The organism is Variovorax paradoxus, assembly GCF_030811855.1.
Lineage (GTDB): Bacteria > Pseudomonadota > Gammaproteobacteria > Burkholderiales > Burkholderiaceae_C > Variovorax > Variovorax paradoxus_L.
The window spans coordinates 191,984-213,387 of sequence record NZ_JAUSRN010000009.1 but is presented as its reverse complement, the minus strand read 5'-3'; the positions used below and the strand labels follow the sequence as shown (position 1 = coordinate 213,387).

The 21,404-nt window shown below is 65.9% G+C and carries 24 protein-coding genes; 12 read left to right on the top strand and 12 right to left on the bottom strand.

Features of this window, described 5'->3' with window-relative positions; genetic code table 11:
* Positions 1–290: 290 nt before the first annotated feature.
* Positions 291–896: a chalcone isomerase family protein gene (locus tag J2X92_RS18350; protein WP_307577468.1), complete on the top strand. Its 606-nt coding sequence runs from the start codon at positions 291–293 to the stop codon at positions 894–896.
* A gap of 20 nt (positions 897–916) precedes the next feature.
* Here J2X92_RS18350 and gph read toward each other — a convergent pair whose 3' ends face one another.
* A complete protein-coding gene (gph, locus tag J2X92_RS18345; protein ID WP_307577467.1) occupies positions 917–1,642 on the bottom strand; it encodes a phosphoglycolate phosphatase in 726 nt (241 codons plus the stop codon).
* 71 nt (positions 1,643–1,713) lie between these two features.
* A complete protein-coding gene (locus tag J2X92_RS18340; protein WP_307577465.1) occupies positions 1,714–2,193 on the bottom strand; it encodes a ferritin-like domain-containing protein in 480 nt (159 codons plus the stop codon).
* Between the two features lie 40 nt (positions 2,194–2,233).
* On the opposite strand from J2X92_RS18340, the gene J2X92_RS18335 reads away from it, so the two are divergent.
* Both J2X92_RS18335 and J2X92_RS18330 read left to right on the top strand, forming a co-directional pair.
* Positions 2,234–2,944 carry a hypothetical protein gene (locus J2X92_RS18335; RefSeq protein WP_307577463.1) on the top strand — a complete coding sequence of 237 codons (711 nt, stop codon included), beginning with the start codon at positions 2,234–2,236 and terminating at the stop codon, positions 2,942–2,944.
* Between the two features lie 10 nt (positions 2,945–2,954).
* Positions 2,955–3,188 (top strand): hypothetical protein, encoded by a 234-nt coding sequence (locus J2X92_RS18330; RefSeq protein WP_307577461.1) that lies wholly within the window; start codon positions 2,955–2,957, stop codon positions 3,186–3,188.
* A gap of 40 nt (positions 3,189–3,228) precedes the next feature.
* Here the strand turns inward: J2X92_RS18330 and J2X92_RS18325 are convergent, their stop codons facing one another.
* Positions 3,229–3,687, bottom strand: coding sequence for a hypothetical protein (locus J2X92_RS18325; protein ID WP_307577528.1), 459 nt, complete (start codon positions 3,685–3,687; stop codon positions 3,229–3,231).
* A 22-nt stretch (positions 3,688–3,709) separates the two neighbouring features.
* Positions 3,710–4,087 carry a hypothetical protein gene (locus J2X92_RS18320; RefSeq protein ID WP_307577459.1) on the bottom strand — a complete coding sequence of 126 codons (378 nt, stop codon included), beginning with the start codon at positions 4,085–4,087 and terminating at the stop codon, positions 3,710–3,712.
* Between the two features lie 275 nt (positions 4,088–4,362).
* Between J2X92_RS18320 and J2X92_RS18315 the strand changes: the two genes are divergently transcribed.
* Positions 4,363–4,803, top strand: coding sequence for a hypothetical protein (locus J2X92_RS18315; protein WP_307577457.1), 441 nt, complete (start codon positions 4,363–4,365; stop codon positions 4,801–4,803).
* A gap of 51 nt (positions 4,804–4,854) precedes the next feature.
* On the opposite strand, the gene J2X92_RS18310 is transcribed toward J2X92_RS18315, so the two are convergent.
* Positions 4,855–5,538 (bottom strand): response regulator, encoded by a 684-nt coding sequence (locus tag J2X92_RS18310; protein ID WP_307577455.1) that lies wholly within the window; start codon positions 5,536–5,538, stop codon positions 4,855–4,857.
* 244 nt (positions 5,539–5,782) lie between these two features.
* Between J2X92_RS18310 and J2X92_RS18305 the strand changes: the two genes are divergently transcribed.
* Positions 5,783–7,111: a DotU family type IV/VI secretion system protein gene (locus tag J2X92_RS18305; RefSeq protein ID WP_307577454.1), complete on the top strand. Its 1,329-nt coding sequence runs from the start codon at positions 5,783–5,785 to the stop codon at positions 7,109–7,111.
* A 22-nt stretch (positions 7,112–7,133) separates the two neighbouring features.
* The gene (locus J2X92_RS18300; RefSeq protein WP_307577452.1) at positions 7,134–8,255 is read left to right on the top strand and encodes a type VI secretion system protein; all 1,122 of its coding nucleotides are present in this window, start codon (positions 7,134–7,136) and stop codon (positions 8,253–8,255) included.
* A gap of 14 nt (positions 8,256–8,269) precedes the next feature.
* Here the strand turns inward: J2X92_RS18300 and tssJ are convergent, their stop codons facing one another.
* Positions 8,270–8,782, bottom strand: a complete 513-nt coding sequence (tssJ, locus tag J2X92_RS18295; RefSeq protein ID WP_307577450.1) for a type VI secretion system lipoprotein TssJ — start codon at positions 8,780–8,782, stop codon at positions 8,270–8,272.
* Positions 8,783–8,853: 71 nt separating this feature from the next.
* On the opposite strand from tssJ, the gene tssA reads away from it, so the two are divergent.
* From tssA to J2X92_RS18270, 5 genes are all read left to right on the top strand, one after another.
* Positions 8,854–9,891, top strand: coding sequence for a type VI secretion system protein TssA (tssA, locus tag J2X92_RS18290; RefSeq protein WP_307577448.1), 1,038 nt, complete (start codon positions 8,854–8,856; stop codon positions 9,889–9,891).
* Between the two features lie 61 nt (positions 9,892–9,952).
* A complete protein-coding gene (gene tssB / locus J2X92_RS18285; RefSeq protein WP_055801097.1) occupies positions 9,953–10,465 on the top strand; it encodes a type VI secretion system contractile sheath small subunit in 513 nt (170 codons plus the stop codon).
* 40 nt (positions 10,466–10,505) lie between these two features.
* Positions 10,506–12,002 (top strand): type VI secretion system contractile sheath large subunit, encoded by a 1,497-nt coding sequence (gene tssC, locus J2X92_RS18280; protein WP_028258623.1) that lies wholly within the window; start codon positions 10,506–10,508, stop codon positions 12,000–12,002.
* 151 nt (positions 12,003–12,153) lie between these two features.
* On the top strand, positions 12,154–12,633 hold the full coding sequence (locus J2X92_RS18275; RefSeq protein ID WP_307577445.1) for an Hcp family type VI secretion system effector: 480 nt from the start codon (positions 12,154–12,156) through the stop codon (positions 12,631–12,633).
* A gap of 81 nt (positions 12,634–12,714) precedes the next feature.
* Positions 12,715–13,218: a peptidoglycan-binding domain-containing protein gene (locus tag J2X92_RS18270; protein WP_307577444.1), complete on the top strand. Its 504-nt coding sequence runs from the start codon at positions 12,715–12,717 to the stop codon at positions 13,216–13,218.
* A gap of 140 nt (positions 13,219–13,358) precedes the next feature.
* Here J2X92_RS18270 and J2X92_RS18265 read toward each other — a convergent pair whose 3' ends face one another.
* A complete protein-coding gene (locus J2X92_RS18265; protein ID WP_307577441.1) occupies positions 13,359–14,153 on the bottom strand; it encodes a PP2C family protein-serine/threonine phosphatase in 795 nt (264 codons plus the stop codon).
* Between the two features lie 52 nt (positions 14,154–14,205).
* The gene (gene tagH / locus J2X92_RS18260; protein ID WP_307577439.1) at positions 14,206–15,897 is read right to left on the bottom strand and encodes a type VI secretion system-associated FHA domain protein TagH; all 1,692 of its coding nucleotides are present in this window, start codon (positions 15,895–15,897) and stop codon (positions 14,206–14,208) included.
* 188 nt (positions 15,898–16,085) lie between these two features.
* Here tagH and J2X92_RS18255 point away from each other — a divergent pair, with 188 nt between their 5' ends.
* A complete protein-coding gene (locus J2X92_RS18255) occupies positions 16,086–16,649 on the top strand; it encodes a hypothetical protein (protein ID WP_307577436.1) in 564 nt (187 codons plus the stop codon).
* 5 nt (positions 16,650–16,654) lie between these two features.
* Here J2X92_RS18255 and J2X92_RS18250 read toward each other — a convergent pair whose 3' ends face one another.
* From J2X92_RS18250 to J2X92_RS18235, 4 genes are read right to left on the bottom strand one after another with little or no spacing between them, the layout of a single operon-like run.
* Positions 16,655–17,050: a DUF4150 domain-containing protein gene (locus J2X92_RS18250; RefSeq protein ID WP_307577435.1), complete on the bottom strand. Its 396-nt coding sequence runs from the start codon at positions 17,048–17,050 to the stop codon at positions 16,655–16,657.
* Between the two features lie 9 nt (positions 17,051–17,059).
* Positions 17,060–17,731 (bottom strand): DUF3540 domain-containing protein, encoded by a 672-nt coding sequence (locus J2X92_RS18245; RefSeq protein ID WP_307577433.1) that lies wholly within the window; start codon positions 17,729–17,731, stop codon positions 17,060–17,062.
* Complete coding sequence (locus J2X92_RS18240) at positions 17,728–18,789, bottom strand: pentapeptide repeat-containing protein (RefSeq protein WP_307577431.1); 1,062 nt, start codon at positions 18,787–18,789, stop codon at positions 17,728–17,730. The genes J2X92_RS18245 and J2X92_RS18240 overlap by 4 nt, the downstream gene beginning before the upstream one ends.
* Positions 18,786–21,398, bottom strand: a complete 2,613-nt coding sequence (locus J2X92_RS18235) for a DUF2169 family type VI secretion system accessory protein (protein ID WP_307577429.1) — start codon at positions 21,396–21,398, stop codon at positions 18,786–18,788. Before J2X92_RS18235 ends, J2X92_RS18240 begins: the two co-directional genes overlap by 4 nt.
* Between the last annotated feature and the right edge of the window lie 6 nt (positions 21,399–21,404).

Genomic DNA, 21,404 nt, shown 5'->3' with positions numbered 1-21,404 from the left:
CGATGGCAAGGTCATTCACTGGTGGTCCGGAGTCGATGTGCGATCCGGTACCGCGGGCGCACGGCGTGCGCCGTGCAATCAAACAGTCAGCGATGTATGGCGACGCCAGGGCCAGGCTCCCCGGCTGCCTTCACCTGTTTGAATGATGTGATGAACGAACATGGAGCGTGGAGTTTAGCCCACGAAAACGCCGCTGCGTGCAACCGTCAGCTTCAGGGTTCGCCCGAGGGGGACGGGGTAGAACGAAAAGATACATTCGCACGACCGTTCGCAAATTCAAGGAGGCCCCCTTGCCAGTTCTATCGCTCCCCACCCTGTCGTTGTCTCGCTTGGCCGCACTGGCCTTTGTTTCGGCCGTGCTCGGCTCCTCGGCAGCGCAGGTCGACGTGGCGGGCGTCAAGCTGAACGACACCCTCGACCTGCGCGGCAGCACCCTGCAGCTCAACGGCGCGGGCGTGCGCTACAAGGCCGTCTTCAAGGTCTACACGGCCGGGTTCTACGTCGGAAAGAAAGTCTCCACGCCCGAAGAGGCGCTGGCCGCGCCAGGCCCCAAGCGCGTGGCCATCACCATGCTGCGCGACATCGACGCCAACGAACTTGGCAAGCTCTTTACCAAGGGCGTAGAGGAAAACTCGCCCAAGAGCGAAATGGTCAATCTCATTCCGGGCCTGCTGCGCATGGGACAGATGTTCGCCGACCAGAAGCAGCTCAAGGCCGGCGATACCTTCACCGTCGACTGGCTGCCCGGCACGGGCACCGTGATCTCCGTGCGCGGCGTGGCGCAGCCCGATCCGATCAAGGAACAGGCCTTCTTCAACGCGCTGCTGCGCATTTGGCTCGGCCCCGTGCCGGCGGATTGGAAGCTGAAGGACGCGCTGCTCGGCAAGCAGCCGTAGCGGCCGCTCGGCCTCCTTGCTCAGGCCGCAGCAGCGCGATCGAGCTCGGCGAGCGAATCCACGAAGCCGTCGGCATCCACACCGCGCACCGGCTCGCCATGGTTGTAGCCGTAGGTCACCAGCAGCACCGGACAGCCGGCCGCACGGGCGGCCTTGGCGTCGTTGCTCGAGTCGCCAATCATCAGCGTGCGCGCGGGCGCGGTGCCCAGCGCTTCGCAGGTTTTCAGCAACGGCAGCGGGTCGGGCTTCTTGCGTGCAAAGGCATCGCCGCCGAAGGCGAATTCGAAGAATCCATCGAGCCCCTTGGCGGCCAAAAGCGGCTTGGCGAACGACGTCGGCTTGTTGGTGAGGCACGCCAGGCGCAGGCCGCGTGAGCGCAGCGCCTTGAGGCCCTCCACCACGCCCGGATACACAGCCGAGTGCTGTCCGTTGATGGCCAGGTAGTGGTGCTGATAGCGGTCCCAGGCCCGGTCGAACAACGCCTGGGCCCGTGTGTGCTGCGCCTCCGCGCCTGCACCCGTGGCGGAGCCTCCGCCGGAAGACATCACATGCGCAAGCGCCGAAAGAATCAGGTGCTCCGAGCCTTTGCCCACCATTCTTTCGATGGCCGCCGGAGCAACCGGCGGAAGCGAAAGATCGGCGAGCATGTGGTTCAGCGACACCGCGAAATCGCCGAGCGTGTCGACCATGGTGCCGTCGAGATCGACGATGACGGCGTCGAAGCGGGTGAGGTCAATAGGAGTCAAGGACGAACTGCCGGAGTTTCAAGACGCGTCCATTTTGCCCCCGGCCGCCCCACCCGCCGCAGCGGCCTTGCTTACTTGGTACGCATCTGATCGCGCAGCTGCTTGATCTGATCGTGGTTGCGCTTGGCGCCTTCGGACTGCTGCTGGATCACGGCGCGCACGTCCGCAGGCAGGTCGGCCTTCAGCGCCTTGCGATAGCGCGCGACCGCGGCGTCTTCACCGCGTTCGCACTCCTCCAGCATCGAGAGCGCACTGTCTGCGCCCACCGATCCCTTCACGTGCACCCAGCCGCGGTGCATGGCACCAGTCACCGTGCCGCCATCGTCGGGCGACCCGCCGAAGCGGCGGATGAGCTGGACCAGTTCTCCGGCCGCCTTGGCGCAATCGGCGGAACGGTTTTGGAAGACCTCCTTGAGCTGCGGCGTGTCGACCTCCTCTGCACAGGCGCGGAAGCCGTATTCCCCGTCGCGCGATGTTTCGAGCAGGTCGTTCAGCACCTCGACCACGTCCTTGCTGTTCGCGGTATCGGCAGTGCTTGTGTAATTGGCCATGGAATGACTCCTTCATATGCCTCGTCTGAATCGAGGCGGGTTGAAAAACACCAGCAAAGGGCGGCATCACAAGGCAGCCGCGATGCGCTGGTTCCATATCGGATGGTGTTCGGGCGAGCAGGGGCTGGTGTCGGCTTCGCCCGACGTCCGCTGTAAGCGTTCTTCGGCCGCGGCCAGGGGCCCGGCTTATTCCTCGGGAAACGGTTTTTCGGGACGCCCGGGATGGCTGTACGGCGAGCTGCGTTGGTTGCCGGAAAGCGGCGCATCTTCGGCGCCAGCAATACGCTTGCAGGCATGCCACCGGCGCGGGAATGCTGTGACTGCCTACAAGGACGCGCCGGCAGTGCGCGAGAGAAAGGAGGTCCGGCAGCATTCTTATTTCGAGGAATCCTCCATGGCCCCGCATTCATCGCGCTTTGTCTTCCGTCATTTGAAATACGGCCTCGCGACAGGCGCCCTGCTCGCTCTGGCGGCCGTGGGACAGCCCACCGGCACCCCGAAGGGAACCCGAGCACCACCCCAAAGCGATTCGGAAAAGCCCCCGGCGACGCGGCCGGCCGAGCAGCCTAGCGGCGCGATGGATCAGCGCAAGCTGGGTCCTGAAAAAGGCCCCGCCAGTGCGCGAACCCAGACCTCCCGTCCGCCTTCGGCTGGCAGCCCTGGCGGCCTCGCGCCGACGCGGGACGGCGACCCTTCCAAGGAACAGCGCAAGGACGGCAGCAACCGCCATGCGCGCCCCGCACCGCAATAGAAGAAAAGGTATGCCTATGACTTCCACCACGCAGATCGACGGCCGCATCGTCGGCGATGTCGCGTTTCGTGCGGGCGATGGCCCGCAGCTGAAGATTCCACAGGGCAATGTCCAGATCCTCATGGCGGACGACAGCGTCGTCCTCACCTGGACGGAGAACGGCCAATCGCTCACCGCTGCCATCCCCAAGATTGAATTCGACCGCTACATCCAGGAGGGCGCCGTCGTGCTGGGCCGGGGCTGACTACTCGCTCGGAACCCGCGCCCGATCGACACCGGCTGGTTCACCATTCTTCGCGAATACTGCTGGCCCGCGCGTCGAGTGCCTGCGCATAGGAGGCGGCTTCCTCGCGCGACATGGAGGCTTCGAGTTCGGCCAGTTCCAGGCGCTCGAAGTCGTAGGAAATCCATTCGAACAAGTGGGACTTCGGCATCTCGCCCATGCTTTCGCTGTCGCTCCACGCCTGCAGGCGCGTGGGTGCGCTTTCCAGCAGCATGCGCAGATAGAGCGCTCGAGCAATCTTGATCCTGGCGATCTGGCGTGGATCGTCGAACAAGAGCCGCAACTCAGCCAGCACCCGCTCCCAATGAAGCACGCGGCGATGCGCATCGTCCATCACCGCGTCGGACGATAAAAGCAATTCCGCCCTCTCCTGTCTGGCGCGGAGGAACTCGCGTGCGATACGGGCATAGGCCAGCTGCTGGAGACTCTGCAGCGCGCATTCAAGGGGAGGGCCGTGCATGCGTTTCACGCCGGGCTTCGCCTCAATCGGGCTCGTCGCCAGCGTCCTCGGTTTCGTCTTCTTCGATCTCGGCATCGGCAAGCTGGTCCGGCCTGCCCGCGTACGGGTCGTCGGGGGACGCGGGCACGATGCCGATGCGGTCCGGCAGGATGTCCGCGTCGGGCTCGGGCGGCGGAGCGTCCGCCGAGGCACGCTCGCCGGTGCCCTCCGCATCGGTGCTGCTGTCATGCGCAATCGGGATGGCACCTTCCGCCGCGTCTTCGGGAATGGCGGTGCGTTCGCGCGAAGTGCGCACGTCGCTTCCGCTGTCGCTCGTGTCGCTGGGCCCCAGGCTGTCGACGTCCGTTCCCTTGGGTTCCATGGGCGGGTAGTCGCCGCCCAGGATGCTGCTCGTGGCCATGGCTTCCTTCAGTGATGAAAAGATGGGATGGATGGGTTTCCTCGAATGCCACACTGATCATTCGCAGTGCGGTGCGGCGTAGGAAATGGGCGCATCCGGGCAGCAGCCATTCGCGGAGATTCAACTCGCGCGCCGCGTTCGTGAAAAAGCGCTGTGTTGATGCGGGGCGACGGTAGCTTGGGCTCTCTTCCTACGCGGCGGGCGAGCATGGCCGATAGCCTGAATGGGTGAGCCGCAGCGCTCCACCGTCCTCAACCCGCACAAGCAAAAGACCAATGAAGAATTTCCGCTACCTTCTGATCGCCGGCGCGGTCGCGCTCGGCGCCTGCGCCAACACATCGACCCCGACCACCTCCACCGCGACGGCGGACAACCGACCCGATCCCACGATCCTGCTGGTGCCCATTCGCGTGGAAGATCCGGCGCTGGCTTCCGGCTGCTGGGCCCAGTTCTATACCGGGCGCGACTTCAAGGGCGACATGCTCACGCTGGTGGGCCCGGCCGAAGTCCAGAGCATGGACAAGGGCACCGCGAGACAGCTCAAGCGCGACATCGACAGCGTCAGCGTCGGTCCGCGCGCCACGCTACAGGTGTACGAGCACGCGATGTTCAGGGACCGCACGGTCAACTTCCCGGCCAACAGCCGCGAAGGCGGCCTGACGCGCAAGCTGGGCTTCGGTGGCCGCATCGAGGCCATGAAGCTCAACTGCTCCTGAAGCGACGATCAATAAGGAAGAGCACTCAGCCGCCGCGCACCTGCGCGCGGCTTAGGCTTGCTGCGCTTCGGTCAGCGCCTGCGCGGCCACCACCGCTTCGGTGCGATTGCGCACGTTGAGCGCGCGGAAAATTGCCGCCAGGTGAATCTTCACGGTGCCTTCGCTGATGCCCAGGCTGCGGCCGATGAGCTTGTTGGGCTTGCCCTGCGACAGCAGCTGCAGCACCTCGACCTGGCGCTCGGTGAGCACGCTGCGCAGGTGCTCCAGCGTTGCCGACGATGCGCCCGCGGAGCGCGCGTCGCCGTTCTGCATTGACGGCACGCCGGCCACGATGCCCGGCGGCAGCGCCGTCAGCATCATGGGCGGCACGTAGACGCCGCCGGCCAGCACCAGCCGCACGGCCGACAGCATGACCTCGGGCGAATACGCCTTGGGAATGAAACCCAGCACGCCGCGTTCAAGCGCGCTGCGCATGATGGCCGGGTCTTCGTAGCCGGAAAGCACGATGACCGGTACGGCCGGATGGCGGCGGCGGATTTCGTCGATGTGAGCCTGGCCGTCGGCGCCGGGCATGTTGAGATCGATCAAGGCCAGGTCGAGCTCGTCGGTGGCGTGGGCGAGCAGTTCGTCGACGCTCATCGCCAGGACGAACTCGATGCCGGGCTCGAGCTCCGACAACTTGGCCTTGACCGCCTCGATGACGAGCCGGTGGTCGTCGGCGATCAGAATTTTCATGGCATGTCCAGTCCCAGCGTGCGTTGATCTCAGCGGAAGCCGAAGATACCGGCGATTGCCCCGCGCAGCAAGGCCGGTGTGCCCGACGAACGGCATAGACCCCAAGCGGTATGGCGCGTGCTGCGCCGCGTTTGGAAAAATGAATGCCTATTCGAAGGAACCGGGGACATGGGCATGTGCCATCGCTGCAGACGCCGGTGCAAGGCATCCTTCGCCATGCAAGCGCAGTGAACGGGCGCGGTTCATGGCCCGGCTGCTCGACTGTTTTTCGGTACTCGCTTCATTCGGCCTTGCCCTCGACGCATCGATTGCGGCGGGCCGCACCACGCTCTCGCATGACGCCGCGCAGCAACAGGCACGCCGATTGCTGGACGCGGCGCGCGCCTGTGCCACTACCTCCCGCACGCCCCCGGCGCAGGTCGAATCCGCGGCCTTTGCCATGGTGGCCTGGATCGACGAGGTCCTGGCGCGGCATCCGGGCGCGGCAGGCAGTGCCGCGCCATTGCAGGTGCAACTCTTCAATTCGAACAACGCGCACAGCGAGTTCTTTCATCACCTGTCGGCACTGACCGCAGCGGACGACGAGGTGCGCGAGGTCTACTGGCATGCGCTGGCTTACGGCTTCAAAGGCCAGTACTACTTCGAGAACGGCGACCAGGGCGAGCTCGGCAAGCTGAAAGAGCTGCACGCCCAGCATCTGGGGATCCGGCCGCTGTCGCTCGGCAGCCTGGTGCAGGAGCACATCACGCCGCAACCGTATCGCACACCGGACCCGCCCGGTCCGCACGGCACGCAGAGCCGCGAGCGCGCATTGCTGCGCGCCAGCGGTGCGTTCGCACTGCTGGTGCCGCTGCTGTACCTGCTGTGGTGGCTGTGGCCTTCCGGGCCGACGGCGGCGGAACCCAGCCTGGGCCAGCGCATCGAGCAGCAGCTGCAGACCTATGCCTGCGCCGACCTTGCGGCCACGCCCGGCAAGGACGGCAAGCTGCGCGTGAGCGGCTTCGTCTCGCTGCCCGCGGACCTGAAGAGAGTCGAGCACGACGTGGCCGCGATGCCCGGAGTCAAGTCACCCGAGTTCGACCTCGAACTGCGCCTCTGGCCGCACTGCGAGGTGTTCGCCATCCTGAAGCCCTACCAGCTGCGCAACCGAGACAAGGACTTCGGGCTCGACGTGGAAGCCCCCGCGGCCAAGGACGGCCAGCTGCGCGAAGGCGACACCGTGAGCGTGCAGGTGGCGGCGCCGAACCACGACAGCTACCTGTGGGTCGACTACTACACGGTCGACGGTTCGGTCATGCACCTGAACGCCGGCCAGGTGGCCACGCGGCTGCGCGCCGGCGAAAAGCTCGACCTGGGCCGCGACGTGCCCTCCAGTTGGCTCGTGGGGCCGCCCTTCGGCCGGGTGCTCATCACCGTGCTCTCGTCCCCCACGCCGTTCAACGAGACCGCCGACCGGCCGCCGTTCGAACTGGCCTCGGCCTATCTACTGCGCCTGCGCGAAGCGCTCGCGGCCAACAAGGGTGGCGACCGGCTGATCGCGGACTTCGTGTCGCTCGACACCGCGGCGCGCTGAGAAAAACCGCCACGCCATTGCCATGACCGCCGCGTTGTCGCCCGCCCACCTCTTCTGGCTGCTGCTGTTGCTGTATGTCGCCGGCTTCACGCTGCTGTGCGGCACGGTGCGCGATGCAGGTCGCGGTGCGCGCCGACGTGCGCTGCGGCGGCGCATCGATGCCCTGGGCCCACCGGCAGCCGAGACCGACGAGGCCGCCACCGAAGCCCTGCGCGACGCCATGTCCGAGGCACGCCAGGCGTTGCGCCAACCGCAACGGCAACGCGGCGCCCAAGTGCCATGGTTTCTCTTCCTGGGCGACGCGGCGGCCAACCTGCCGGGCCTGCTGGCAGCAGCGCATGCCGAGCGGCTTGCGCCTTCAGGCAGCGAGAAGGCTTTGGGCGAACCGTACTGGCGCTGGTGGCTCACCGGTTCTATGGCGGCCATCGAACTTCACCCCACCGCCGTCAGCGAATCGGCCGCGGCGCCGCACATGCGCGGCCTCTGGCTGCAGGCATTGCTGGCACTGGCCGAGCGGCGCGAACGACTGCCGCTCAACGGGCTGGTGGTGTGCATCGCTGCGAGCGAGTTGCTGCGCACAGGCACCGAGACGATGAAACCGCTCGCGGACAGGATGCATCGATTGCTCGACGAGGCCGGCGACACCCTGCGCCTGCAGTTGCCGGTCTACCTCGTCGTGACCGGCCTCGAACAGCTGGCGGGCTATGCCGCGCTGCGCGGTGCATTGCCGCCCGAAGTGCTGGCGCAGGCCATCGGCCATCGCCTGACCTGGTCGCCGCCCGCCCACGACACGGCGGCCGCGCGGCTCGACGCGTCGTTCGACCCGATGGCGCGGCAGCTGCATGCGCTGCGCATGGCGCTGCTCCGCGAACAGCCGAGCGCTTCGGGCCGGCTTGCGATTCATGAATTCGTCGAGGCGATACGCGCGCTGCAGCCCGCGCTGCGCCAAGTGGCGGATGCCTTGTTCGAAAGCCGTGGCCGGGGTTCGCGCGGGCTACGGTGGCGCGGCCTCTACTTCACGGCAGCCGCGTCTGGTGCCGCCGGCGGCGCATTCGTGAACGATTTGTTCGCGCACTTCCTACCGGCCGACCAGCCACTCGTGCGGCCCGGCCGACCTTTGAATGGAAGCGCGGCGCCATCATGAAGCGCCAAACGGACCTATTTGCCTTCGACGCGAATCTGGCGGGCGCCGAAGGTCACCGTCATGGCCTCGGCCTTGCCGGTTTGCACGGGGCGCACTTCGCGCCAGCGCGCACGGTCCAGATCACGGAACGCCGCCATCACGCCGATGGCCTTGGCATCGGGCGGCAGTGTGAGATCGAGCTTGCGGGTCTCGCCGGGTCGCAACAGCATTTCTTCGCGCTGCACGAGCTCTGCACCCAGCGTGGCCTGGTCTTTTTCGAACAGCGAGAAGAAGTCCGCGCCTTCGAATGGGCCGGGCGACTTCAATGCATACACGCGCACCGTGAGCGGCGAAGCGCGGCCGCGCGCATCGGGGTTGGCATCGGCACCTGCAATCAGCGTGATCGACACCGTCGTGACCACAGGCTTGGGTGCGCAGCCCGCGAGCAGGACGCCAGCCAGCGCCAGGCCGCAACCCAGTGCCAGGCGCCGCGAAACCGCGGCAGGAGTGCGTCCATAGGACGAATGGTGTGTACCCAGCGTGCGCATGCTATTCCCTTCGTTGCATTGACCGGTTCCGACGCATCTTTGATTATCACCAGCCAACTCGAACAGGCAACATGCTGACCAACGAACTAGTCGAAGCCCTGCTCACGCCCATCGGCGAGGCATCGCCGTGCGGCGACGACCTGGAGTACGACGCCGCCTTTACCGCGCTCGCAGCGTCCTCACAGGGCAAGCCCGAGCAGCAGTTCGGCGACACCGTCATACCCGCAGTGGAGCCGGAGTGGCGCGACGTGGCAGAGCAGTCCGACGCCATCCTGCGCCGGAGCAAGGACGTGCGCGCCGCCGTGCTGCTCTTGCGAGCCTCGACGCGGCTGCAGGGCGTGGTTGGTTTCATCGCAGGCCTTCAATTGCTGACCGGCCTGTTCGACCGGTTCTGGGACGGCATACATCCAACGCTCGATGCCGACGACGACAACGATCCCACGATGCGCCTCAATGCACTGGCACCGCTATGGGACGAGAACATGGTGCTGCGCGACCTGTACGACGCGCAAGTGGGCGTGGCGCCCGGCGTGGGACAGATCCGGGTGCGCGACATCGCCATTGCGCACGGCGCGCTGAATGCCGTCGGCGGCGAAGCGACCTATTCGATGTCGCAGATTCAGGGCGGCCTCGAGGCGATCCAGGCTCACCAACCCGAACGCCTGCAGGCCGCGATGGAAGTGCCTGCGCTCGTCGAGAAACTGCAAGCGCTGCTGGTCGATCGCACCGGCCGCTCCGACGCCATCAACTTTGGCGCATTGCGCACCATCGGCCGCGTGCTCGCCAAGGCCTGCGGCGCTGCCTCCGGCGTGGCCGAGGGGGGCGAAGCGTCTGCGGCGGACGAAGGCACGGCGTCGCAGGGCGCAGGCGACGGTGCGGCCCGGCCCGCGGCCATGCGCGGCGAGATCCAGAACCGCCAGGATGCGCTTCAGATGCTCGACCGCGTGATCCGCTACCTGGAACAGGCCGAGCCCGGCAACCCGGCGCCGCTCCTGATCGAACGCGCGAAGAAGCTCATTGGCGTGAGCTTCCTCGAGATCATGGCCAACCTCGCGCCCAACGCGATGGACACCATCGAGAACGTGACCGGCAAGCGCCCGTCCGAATAGGCCGACCCTCTCTTTTCAGTTCACCGACCCATCCCAATTCATTCCCGCAAGGAGCATCGCCATGGCCAAGAGCAGTCAGAAATTCATCGCCCGCAACCGGGCGCCACGCGTGCAGATCGAATACGACGTGGAACTCTACGGTGCCGAGAAGAAGATCCAGCTGCCGTTCGTCATGGGCGTGCTGGCCGATCTGTCCGGCAAGCCGGCAGATCCGCTCGCCTCCGTGGCGGATCGCAAGTTCCTGGAATTCGACGTCGACAACTTCGATTCGCGCATGAAGGCAATGAAGCCGCGCGCCGCCTTTGCGGTGGAGAACTCGCTGACCGGCGAAGGCGACCTGAAAGTCGAGCTCACCTTCGAGAACATGGAGGATTTCTCCCCCGCCGCCGTCGCCCGGAAAGTCGGCGCACTCAACAAGTTGCTCGAAGCGCGCACGCAGCTGTCGAACCTCGTGACGTACATGGACGGCAAGGGCGGCGCGGAAGACCTGCTCGCCAAGGTGCTCGAGGACCCGGCGCTGCTGCAGACGCTGGCCGCCAGCAAGAAGCCCGACGACAGCGCGCCTGCCGCCTGACCCATTTCGCCAGACACACCGGACCACGAGGAGAAACAACATGGCCGACGCACTCGAACAACAGAGCGCACTGAAAGACGTTGCCTATGCGGGGAGCGACTTTTCGTCGCTGCTGCAAAAGGAATTCAAGCCCCGCAGCGACGAAGCCAAGAGCGCCGTCGAAGCCGCGGTGCTCACGCTCGCCCAGCAGGCGCTGAGCAACAGCACCGTGATCGGCAAGGACGTGACCAAATCGATCCAGGCCATGATCGCCGCGATCGACGCCAAGCTCACCGACCAGGTCAACAAGGTCATTCACCACCCCGAGTACCAGAAGCTCGAGAGTGCATGGCGCGGGCTGCACTACATGGTGAACAACACCGAGACCGACGAGAACCTCAAGATCCGCGTGATGGACATCTCCAAGCAGGAGCTGGCCAAGAACCTGAAGAAGTTCAAGGGCGCGGCGTGGGATCAGAGCCCGATGTTCAAGAAGATCTACGAACAGGAATACGGCCAGTTCGGCGGCGAGCCCTTTGGCGCCATCGTCGGCGACTACCACTTCGACCAGAGCCCACCGGACGTGGAACTGCTCGGCGAGATGGCCAAGATCGCCGCCTCCGCGCATGCGCCCTTCATCACCGGCGCGAGCCCCAACCTGATGCAGATGGAATCTTGGCAGGAGCTCGCCAATCCGCGCGACCTGACCAAAATCTTTCTCACGCCCGAATACGCCGGCTGGCGCAGCCTGCGCGAGTCGGACGACTCCAAGTACCTGGGCCTGTGCATGCCGCGCTTCCTCGCGCGCACGCCTTATGGCGCCAACACCAATCCGGTGGAGGAGTTCGACTTCGAGGAAGACACCGCCGGTGCCGACCACAGCAAGTACGCCTGGGCCAACGCGGCCTATGCAATGGCGACCAACATCAACCGCTCGTACAAGCTCTACGGCTGGGGCTCGCGCATCCGTGGCATCGAGTCGGGCGGCGCGGTGGAAAACCTGCCGCTGCACACCTTCCCGAGCGACGACGGCGGCGTGGACCAGAAGTGCCCGACCGAGATCGCGATCAGCGACCGGCGCGAGGCCGAGCTCTCCAAGGCCGGGCTGCTGTCGATGATCCACCGCAAGAACTCCGACTTCGCGGCTTTCATCGGCGCGCAGTCGCTGAACAAGCCCGCGGAATACGACGATCCGGACGCCACGGCCAATGCCAACCTGGCCGCTCGCCTGCCCTATCTCTTTGCCTGCAACCGCTTTGCGCACTACCTCAAGTGCATCGTGCGCGACAAGGTTGGCAGCTTCAAGGAGCGCGAGGACATGCAGCGCTGGCTCAACAAATGGATCATGAACTACGTCGACGGCGATCCGGCCAATTCGTCGGAGATCACCAAGTCGCAAAAGCCGCTGGCAGCCGCCGAAGTAGTGGTGGAAGAGGTCGAAGGCAACCCGGGCTACTACACGTCCAAGTTCTTCCTGCGTCCGCACTACCAACTCGAAGGCCTCACGGTCTCGCTGCGGCTGGTCTCCAAGCTGCCTACGGCCAAGGGCGCCGGCTGAAAAGTCCTCCGAATTTTCTTGAAATTCCCGATTCCGTTTCGTTCTCTCAGTAGCTGCCGCGCATCGGTCCTGTTTACAAGTTGCCGACAGCCTTTGTCTTCATCTCGATCATCAACCGCCCGAACGCAATCGGGCCTCAAGGAGTAGGAACATGTCATCTGACTTTCATATCAAGCTCGACGGCGTCAAGGGCGAGGCTTCCCACAAGGACCACAAGGACGAGATCGAGATTTCGTCTTGGTCGTGGAACGTGAGCAACGCATCCGGCGCAGGCTCCGGCGGCGGCTCCGGCAAGGGCAAGGCCACGCCGGGCGAGTTTCACTTCACGCACAACTACGACAAGGCCTCCCCGGTGCTGGCCAAGAACTGCGTAAGCGGCAAGCACTTCAAGGACATGGTCATGACCTGCCGCAAGTCGGGTGAAGGCCAGCAGGAATATCTTAAGGTCACGCTGAAGGAGGTATTCATCTCCGGCGTGAGCCCCGGCGGCGCGCAAGGCGGCGATGTGCAGGAACAGGTGCTTTGCTCGTTCAAGGACATCGAGTTCGCCTACAAGGCGCAAGACGACAAGGGCGCGGGCGGCGGTGAAGTGAAGTTCGGCTGGAACGTGCCGACCACCGAAACCCGCTGACGGCAACGGATTCGGCAAGTCCGGACTCGGGCCCACAGCGTGCCCAGGTCCGGTCCCACGTTTCCACACCGGAGCAATGCAATGGCATTCAGCACCCCTCTCATCGGCCGCAGCGGCGCGCTGCTGACCGCCTACAACATCGACTGGTCGGCCGGCCGGATCGGTTCCAACACACGTGAAGACGTGATGCTGGTGCAGGCGCTGTTCAAGATCTTCTACTACGAGCTGCTCGGTTTCAACCACGATCTGGACCCACCTCCCGGCCAGACCGAGGTGATCGCCGTGGACGGCTACTACGGGCCGGTCACGCAGAAGCACATCACGCACTTCCAGACGCAGTCGATCGCGCTCGGATACAAGGTCCTGCCGGACGGCATCTTCGATCCGTTCCGCGAGCCCGGCTCGTCCAGCACGATCAGCAAGAGCCGCTATGCGCTCGACCTGCTCAACAACGGCTGCGCCAACTTCTGCAAGGAGCAGGGCATCGACAACTACACCAACCTGCCCAACCGCGAGGACATGCCGACGCTGCTGCGCAGCGCGTTGAAGCGGGTGAAGAAGACGGCGAGCAAGTACGGCTACTAGGCCGCGCTCCAGACAGTGCCGGCCACAGGCGGAGCCTGAACAGCCGGCTGCAGCCGAAGCGAAAGGGGCCCAAAGCGATCGTCCGAATGGACGAAAGCTTGGGCCCTTTTCCTTTTCTTGCTGGGTACGGAAGGAAAGGATCAGGAATCGGAAGCCGCGACGCTCTCCGGCAGCAGCCGCGTCACGTCGTCGTCCTCATCCTCGATCACCCACAGCGTGAGCGCCGTGTAGTTGTCGTGGCCCGGCTTGGCGTGCTCCTTGATCTTCGCGTCGAGCAGTTCGGTCCACTGGCTGGGCGTGCGCGAGGCATGCAGCGTGTCGATCAGGCACTCGTCGCCCAGCGGCTCCCACACGCCGTCACTGCACAAGAGAAGCACGTCGCCGGGCAACAGCCGCATTCGGTCGGACACCGTGATGTCGGGCGCCTCCTCGATCGAGCCCAGCGCGGACAGCAGCATGTTGCGCTGCGGATGCAGGCGTGCGCCTTCTTCGTCGAGCATGCCGCCGGCCACCATCTGCTGCACGAGGCTATGGTCGGTGGTTCGCGCCACGATGGCGCCGCCGCGAAACAGGTAGGCCCGGCTGTCGCCGCTGTGCACCCAGGCCAGCGCCTCGCTCTCCAGGTCGATGGCCGCGAAGACAACGGTCGAGCGCATGCCCGCGAGCTTGCCGCCCTCCGCCTGGCGCGCCACCACGTCGCGGTTGACCTGCTCGACCAGCGCACGCAGGCTCGCTTCGTCCAGGCTTGGCGCGGCCGAGAAGCCGCCCAGCGCGCTGCTGCGCACGGTGGCCGCCGCCACGTCGCCGCCGCCGTGCCCGCCGGCGCCGTCGGCCACCAGGCAGGCGACATAGCGCTCGTCGTGCCAGTGACCGTAGACGTCCTCGTTGTAGCTGCGGCCGCCCTGTCTGGACAGCGTGACGATTTCGATTTCCAAGCGGATGCCTCGCGTTTGCTGATGCTGTCTTAGTTGTGCTTGAGGACGACGTTCAGGCGTCGGACTTCAGGCGCGCCATCTGTTCTTCGTAGGCCGCCAGGAAGGCCTTGCCGAAGAGGTTGTGGAAATCGTCCTCGGCCTCGCTCGCGATGCCGCCATAGAGCGCCACGAACTGGTCCCAGAGCTTGGCCTTGCGATTGGCGCTGAACAATGCGTCGAGCGCCGACCTGGACGTGATCTTCTTATCGAGCTCTTCGGGCTCGAAGCGCGCGATGACGTGCGCGAGCGCCGCGCGCATGCCCACCATCACACCGAACTGGTGGGCCCGCAGGTCGTTGTATGCATCGCGCATCGCCGCCTCGGGCTGCATGAAACCACGCACGCCCGGCCCCAGCAGGTGCGCGAGCGCCACTTCCACCGTGGGCGAGAACTTGAGCGGGTTGTTGGCTTGCGAGGCGATCATCGTGACCTCGGCGCGCACTTCGCGCTTGAACTCCTGGCGCGTGAGCAGCAGTTGCAGCGTGCCCTCGGTGGCGCTGCGAAGAATCGTGCCGATGCGCTCCATGAGGCCGGGCGTGAGCATCTCGGGCGTCTGGTGCGTGCTGCCGAGGCCGCGCAGGAAAGCGGCCAGCAGCTCGTCGTCTGAGGCGGTGCGCTGCACTGCGGGTGCCGCCTTTGCGACCGGCGTCGGCGCGGTCTGTGGCTGTGGTCGCGCCAATGGCGGCGGAGGCGCCGGAAATGGTGGTAGCGGTTTCAGCGGCCCCGGCGGTTCGATCGATCCGCCGGGAGAGACCTCCGGCCCGCTGATGCGGATCGGCTGGCCCGTGATGTCGTCGAACTGCGGCAGCTGCGGCCGTGGCGCGTCGATCGCCCTCGGCGGGGTGAAGCCGAACTGATCGATGGGCAAATGGTCGGCGCGCGGTACCGGCGTGGCCGGCGCGGCGCGCTGCAGCGCCGCCAGCGGATCGGTATCGGACGCCGTGTTGGGCTGCAGCAGCGGGTCCGCCAACGGAGAAAGCGCGAGCGGGTCGCCGCCGATGCCACCCCCACCGCCCATGCCGCCGAACAGCTCGTCGATGCCCGCGGCCTTGCCGCTCGCGGGCGGCGCGCCCAGGTCGGAAAAGTCGTCGAGCGCACCAAGGCCGGTTGCGGGCGCTGACGAAGGCGCAGCGCCCAGCAGGTCGGCGAAGGGATCGATCTGCGCCGCTTGCGCATTGCGCGATCCGCTTTGCATCGGATCAGGGAACATCAGGGAGTCGGCGGGGGGCGCGGAGGCCGATGGCAACGGCTTGGCCGCGGGCCCGGTGAGCGGCGCTTGCGGCGGCGGTGCAAGGCCCGCCAGCAGATCCGCAAAGGGATCGTCTTCCGCACTTGCGGGGATCGGCGCGCCCGAGGCTGGAGCGAAGGACGGCGCAGGCGATGCATCGACGGCCGCCTGCACCTCGACTTTCAGTTCGAAGCCACCGATGACCAGCCGGTCGCCGTCGGACAGAAGAGCTTCGTTGCCGGAGCCCAGCGCTTGTCCGTTGCGCACGATCGGGTTGCTGCCGCGGTCGATCACGAAATACTGGCCGCCACGGCAGAGCACCTGCGCATGCACGCGCGACACGGTGCGGTCGGGGTCCGACAACACCAGCGTATTGGTGTCGGAGCGGCCGATGGTTCCGCCGGCGGGGCCGAACTGAACGATCTGGGACTTCTCCCCCGGCGCGCCCTGCCTAGTGATCACAGCGATTTGAATCATGAACCGGCTCCCAACACGCTTCGCCACACAACGGGCGCGAGCGACAGTACTCCTGGGGAGTATTCATTTAGGAGGGCCGGTTGGCAATCTCGCCTTAAGAGGTATGCCGCATGAGGGTCGGCGCGCTTGGAACCGGAGGCCGAATCAGGCGTGTAATGCGCTTCATGTTCTGGCGAACGGCCCAAACAATGCTTGTTCTTGCTTCGCTCACCAATCTGATCACGGCCTGCACCGAAGGCACGCGAGAGATGCCGGGCAGCCAGGCCAATGCCGTGCTGGCGCAGTTGCTCCAAGGCGAGATCGATGCCGAGGTCGGCCGGATGAACCCGACGTGGTCGCCCGGCTTGATTCCGCAGGCTCCGGACAACGCACGCGCATGGCTTGGCGAGATTGACGACGTGGTCGCGAGGTGCCGCTACGGGCCGCGCAACCGCTCCAAGCACAACCTCATGGAGTACGACGTCACGCTTCGCGGCGGCGAGCGCATCAACGGCGTCTTCAGCGGGCAGCGCTGCCTCTACGGCGTTGCGCAGCCTCTGGTGATGCGCGTGCGCTTCGCGCAAGGCCGGGTCGGCGAGGTGCTTACCGACGGGCGCGAGCGGCGGGCCCCGGTGGAAGCAGCCGTGCCTGAACTTCAAAAACTTGCCGAAAGCGTGGTGCGCGTCGACTGGATGCGGCGTCCTGCGCTCTACTTTCCGCCCGAGAAATCCGCCGCGGACATCGCGCGCGAATGGGAGCAGGGGCGACGTTGATCCGCTCACGGTGCAAGCAGCAGCATGAGCGTCTGGCTTGGCACGGTGCGCACTCCGGGGCAGTTGGTGCTGTTCTGGATTGAGACGCTCGTGAGCCGCGTGGCGGGCATGCCCTGAAGCAGCACGGTGAACGCGGCGGTGATATGCCGGCTCGGACCCATCACCGTACCCGAGGCGACGCCCAGCAGGACGCCCGCATTGTCGCCATTGGTCATCGGAATCGTCGTGCCCATGTTGTGCGCCGGCATGCCCATGATCAGTATGGTCGGACAGTTGGGAATCGCCATCGGGCCCATCGCAATGTTGGGATAAGGCACCGGGATCGGCGAAGGCGCCGCGGGCGTGATGCATACATCCGGGAAGCCCATATCGGTTCCCATCAATTGGCAGTTGGCAAACATGGTGCGTTCCTAGCCGAAGTGGATTTGCCCGCCGCGCGCCTTGATGAGCTTTTCGCCGTTCACGAGCGCATGCTCGCCGGACAGCCGCAACAACTGCTTCGCCTCGCATTCCACATGCGTGGCTGCCACACGGTCCATTCCGTCGGTGGTTCTCGTATGGCTCTTGCTGTAGTGATGAACGCGTTCCATCACGGTGGACAGCACCGAGCCCACGACCTTGAGCACACTGCCGACCACACGCAGACGCGTGCCCACCAGCTCGGCGGATTCGACAGCCATCCGGGCGTCGCGCGCCCGGAGTTCGAGCTCGTCGCCATGCAGCGCCAGACGCGGCGACGACAGGGACAGCGCCCCGCCCTCCACCTGAATCCGCGTGTCGCCCGACAAGCTCAACAAATGCTCGCCCCCCTCTTCGCGCTGCAGCACCGCCAGGATCCACAGCTCCCTGGGCGCCACCTGCATGCAGGCCACGCTGTCGCCTTCGCGCGGCTCCAGGAGACAGCTGACCGCGCGGCGTCCGGTGGCGCGCAATCCGCCACTCAAGACCGCGAACCCGTCGCACTCGCAAGCGCTGACGGTGCCTACGCACCACGTCGCCTGGATGGCCGCCTGCGGCGGGGCCACCCGGGCGCGAGAGCGGGAGCGCACATGCGGCGCGGGCTGGGGAAGGGATGAGGTCATGAGGATTGCTCCATAGGTTGCCAACGTTCGGCCGCAGCCAGGTCCGGGTCTTCGTCGATGGCCCGCGCGCGATCGGTCATCTGTGCGTTCTGCGTGCCGGCGCCATGCAGAACAGCGCGGAACAGGATGGCCTGGCGCAGGTCCGCACCGGTGAGATCCGCATGCCGGAAGTCGGCGTACGTGAGGTCGGACGACATGAAGCGCGCCTGGGGCAGCTGCGCGCCGGCAAAGTGCACCTGGTACAAGTCGCAGCGGGTGAAATCGGCACCCGGCAGCTGGGCGCCAGTGAAAAGCGCCTGTCGCAGCCCGGCACCGGCGAAATCGGTCTTGGCGCCCTGCACATTGCAAAAAAGTGCGAGCGGCCCTTGTGCTTTGGTGAAGCATGCGCCGTCCAGCGTAGCCCTCTGGAAGTTGCATTGGCGCATGCGGGCCGCTGAAAAATCGGCCGTGCTGAGATCGGAACCCGTGAACTGGCAGCCTTCGATGCTCAGGTTTGCGAACGACTTGCCCTGCAGGTCGGTGTTGACGAAGGCAACCCGCAGCAAGGTTGCGCCCGCCCACGTCAGCAACTGGAGCTTGCACTCGGATACGACGGTCTGGCGCCAAGAAGCGCCATCGGCGCAGGCGTCGAAAAGTCCAAGCTCGCTCAAGACTGCCGAATCAAGATTTGCGCCGCGCAGAACGGCGTGGTCCAGATTCGACTTCGACAGCGTCGCCATGCTGAGCTGCGTGTCGGCCAGCTGCACATGCGGCGCCCGGCATTCGGTCCAGACCGAACCATGGAGATTGGCTCCGCGCAGATCGGCGTGGTCAAGCGTGCAGTGATCGAACACCGCCCGGCGCAAGTTGGCGCCTGACAGCAGTGCGCCGGTCAGGTCGCAATGCTCGAACACCGTTTCGCGCAGGTCCGCACCGCGCAGGTCGGCTTCGCTCAAGCGGGTGCGCGAGAACACGCCGCCTCCCAGCGACGCGCGTCCGAACGCCCCCTTCGCCAGATCCATGCCGATGACGGGTTCTCCGACCGCCACGGCCATCGAAAGCAACTCGGGACTCATCATGGCGCCGCCTGCTGCTCTGGCGTGAGGCGGGGCCAGGTGCGGGCCCGCTTGAGCAGCGCGTGTTCGAAATTCACGTCGCCATCGAGTCGAACGCGCGAGAGATCGGCGCCGAACAGGCTGCTTCGGCGCAGGTCGGCACCGCGCAGGTCGGCGTGTTGCATGACCGCGCCCGACAGATCCGCGCCGGCCATGGCGGCGTGGCGCAATACGGCCTTGCGCAGAATGGCGCTCTTGGCGCTGGCCAGCCTCAGGTCGGCCCCTGCCAGGCTTGCGAAGCCGAGATTGGCGCCATCGAGCCGTGCACGCATCAGCTTGGCACCGTCGAGGTTCGTTTCGCCAAGATTGCTGCGCTCGAGCCGCGCGTCGCGAAGATCGGCCCCCGCCAGGCTGCAGCCCTGGGCGAATACCGCTCCCTCGGCCTGGACGCCGGCAAGCCGGGCATTGTCGAGCTTGCAGTTCACGAAGCTCGCTCCCTGCAAGTTGGCAACACGCAGATCACAGCCTCCAAGGTCGCATTCGACGAAGCTGCAGCCTCTCAGGTCGGCTTCGGCAAGGATCAACCCCTTGAGGTCCAGCTTGTAGAACAGCTGGCGCACCGCGTGCACGCCGCTCCAGTCTGCAATGCCCCATCGGGTGTCGAGCAGCTGCGCGCCCGAGAGTTGCGCGCGGCGCATCTGGGTTTCGGCCAGTTGGCAACCACTGAGTACCGCGCCGCGGAGATCCGCATCATCGAAAACGGTGCCGGACAAACCGGCCTTGCCCAGGTTCGCCTCGGCGAAACGCCCGCCGACCGCAATCGCCTGCTTCAGGTCGGCATGCGCGAGCACGGCGCGCGAAAAGTCGGCGCCAGAGAGGTTCGACCTCGCGAGATTCGCGCTTTCCAGCCATGCGCCGGAAAAGTTCGCCCCACGCAAATCCAGGTCCGACAGATCGGCCCCGGTGAAGTCCATTTCCGCAAAGTACCTGAGTCCTTTCGCAATGCCGCGCTCGACTTCGGCACGCAGCGCAGAGGCCTCGTCCTGCGCCATCGGCAGGGCCGGCGCCTGTTCATGCGCCGACTGCCGATAGGCCGTGCGCTCGACGGCCTCGAGCTGAATGAGCTTGCCGTAGAGCCCCGCCGTGATCTGGCCGAATTGCTGCTGCGGTGCGGCGGCAAAGCTCGCGCGCAGGACATCGAGGCGAGCCTCCGCGCCGGCGCGCGGTGGTCCGCGATGCTGCAGCGACGCGAGAGGAAGCTTTTGCGCGGCGGCAAAATCCAGCGCCTTTTCCGCCTGCGTCACTACGTCCTCAAGCATTGCCCATTGCTGGCGCTCCGCCTCCTTGATCTTCTGCTCGACATACGGCGCCAAGGCGGCGCCGGTGGGAACCTTCTCACGCGCCGGCATGCGAATGCCCATGGCATCGGGATCCTTGCCTTGCGCACGCACCTCCTCGCGCGCCAGCGTGACCTCCGTCTGCGCACGCAGGAACTGTGCGTCGCCTTGCAGGCCATCCATGGCGAAATTCGCGCGGGCGGCATCGAGTGCAGGGTCGCTGGTGTCCACGCCGTCCGGCAGAAGGTCTGCGTCGTTCAGCATATGGACACTGCCCATTCGGGGATCGGCGCGCCGCGCGATCGCATCCACATAGTGCGCATCCGGGCGCGACTCTCCCAGGCGCTCCACCGCGCCCATCAGGGACACGACGTCCGAGCCGTCGTCCGTATCCACCTCGGCCATTCCCTGGAACAGCACCACGGCACGCTCCGCATGAGGGAAGAACCAGACGGTCGTCAGGCGCAGAGGTACTTCGCGCAGCCGGGGCTCGCCTTCATCGGGCATGCGATAGCCCGCGAACACCCTCGCACGGAAGCCCGGCAGCCGACCTTGCAGGTGCGCATGCACCGGGTGCATGTGGTCGAAGGAAAATGCCTCGTCGCCTTGCAAGGAACTGTCGAACCACTGATCCGGAGGCGCCAGGTTGAAATGGCGCCAGTCCAGATCGGGCGGAAAACCGGGTGCATGCTCTTGGAGGTAGGTGGCGTCGAAGGTTCCGCGGTACTGCGCGCGGTGTGGATGAGTCGCCTCCAGAGCACCGAACCCCGCGGGTGAAACCGCGTGGTCGGGCCGCAGCAGGCGCTCATGGGGCGACTCGATGTTGGGCAGGGCGCGCGCACCCTCGACGGCAGTGCGTCCCTTGCCTGCCGGATTGGCGGCAAAGTCCGCCCCGCCGTAGGCATGCGCCCAGTCGATGGGCATCCGGTCGAATGGCTGCGGCCGGCTGGGTTGCACGGCGCCCCCTGCCCAGTTGCGTTCACCGAAAACCAGCAGCGTCTTCTCGCGCGCACCGAAGCGCGCGCGCACGGCACAGGCCGAAGGTGTATCGGGCGGCGGGTAGGCACTGCCATGCACCAGGAACTCAGCCGTCAGCTTGGCCACGCCTTCGTCGATCAGCGGTACGGCCATCTCCTGCGCGAGGAAATCCCACATGGACTGTTCGCCCCACAAGGTGCCGCGCTCTCCCTGCGCAAAGGGAACATGCAGCGCCGCCGTGACACACAGGCCAAAGCGCTTGCGGTATTCAATGGGCCTTGTGGACAGTCCGAGTGCTTGGGGCTTGATGACTTGCATGGCCGG

Coding starts and splice junctions, on each gene's coding strand:
- J2X92_RS18305 (WP_307577454.1), top strand. CDS start 5,783: ATGGCCCGGCTGCTCGACTGTTTTTCGGTACTCGCTTCATTCGGCCTT.
- tssB (WP_055801097.1), top strand. CDS start 9,953: ATGGCCAAGAGCAGTCAGAAATTCATCGCCCGCAACCGGGCGCCACGC.
- J2X92_RS18270 (WP_307577444.1), top strand. CDS start 12,715: ATGGCATTCAGCACCCCTCTCATCGGCCGCAGCGGCGCGCTGCTGACC.
- tssJ (WP_307577450.1), bottom strand. CDS start 8,782: ATGCGCACGCTGGGTACACACCATTCGTCCTATGGACGCACTCCTGCC.
- J2X92_RS18275 (WP_307577445.1), top strand. CDS start 12,154: ATGTCATCTGACTTTCATATCAAGCTCGACGGCGTCAAGGGCGAGGCT.
- J2X92_RS18240 (WP_307577431.1), bottom strand. CDS start 18,789: ATGATGAGTCCCGAGTTGCTTTCGATGGCCGTGGCGGTCGGAGAACCC.
- J2X92_RS18315 (WP_307577457.1), top strand. CDS start 4,363: ATGAAGAATTTCCGCTACCTTCTGATCGCCGGCGCGGTCGCGCTCGGC.
- J2X92_RS18300 (WP_307577452.1), top strand. CDS start 7,134: ATGACCGCCGCGTTGTCGCCCGCCCACCTCTTCTGGCTGCTGCTGTTG.
- J2X92_RS18245 (WP_307577433.1), bottom strand. CDS start 17,731: ATGACCTCATCCCTTCCCCAGCCCGCGCCGCATGTGCGCTCCCGCTCT.
- J2X92_RS18310 (WP_307577455.1), bottom strand. CDS start 5,538: ATGAAAATTCTGATCGCCGACGACCACCGGCTCGTCATCGAGGCGGTC.
- J2X92_RS18325 (WP_307577528.1), bottom strand. CDS start 3,687: ATGCACGGCCCTCCCCTTGAATGCGCGCTGCAGAGTCTCCAGCAGCTG.
- J2X92_RS18250 (WP_307577435.1), bottom strand. CDS start 17,050: ATGTTTGCCAACTGCCAATTGATGGGAACCGATATGGGCTTCCCGGAT.
- tssA (WP_307577448.1), top strand. CDS start 8,854: ATGCTGACCAACGAACTAGTCGAAGCCCTGCTCACGCCCATCGGCGAG.
- J2X92_RS18320 (WP_307577459.1), bottom strand. CDS start 4,087: ATGGCCACGAGCAGCATCCTGGGCGGCGACTACCCGCCCATGGAACCC.
- J2X92_RS18340 (WP_307577465.1), bottom strand. CDS start 2,193: ATGGCCAATTACACAAGCACTGCCGATACCGCGAACAGCAAGGACGTG.
- J2X92_RS18235 (WP_307577429.1), bottom strand. CDS start 21,398: ATGCAAGTCATCAAGCCCCAAGCACTCGGACTGTCCACAAGGCCCATT.
- tssC (WP_028258623.1), top strand. CDS start 10,506: ATGGCCGACGCACTCGAACAACAGAGCGCACTGAAAGACGTTGCCTAT.
- J2X92_RS18330 (WP_307577461.1), top strand. CDS start 2,955: ATGCCTATGACTTCCACCACGCAGATCGACGGCCGCATCGTCGGCGAT.
- tagH (WP_307577439.1), bottom strand. CDS start 15,897: ATGATTCAAATCGCTGTGATCACTAGGCAGGGCGCGCCGGGGGAGAAG.
- J2X92_RS18255 (WP_307577436.1), top strand. CDS start 16,086: ATGCTTGTTCTTGCTTCGCTCACCAATCTGATCACGGCCTGCACCGAA.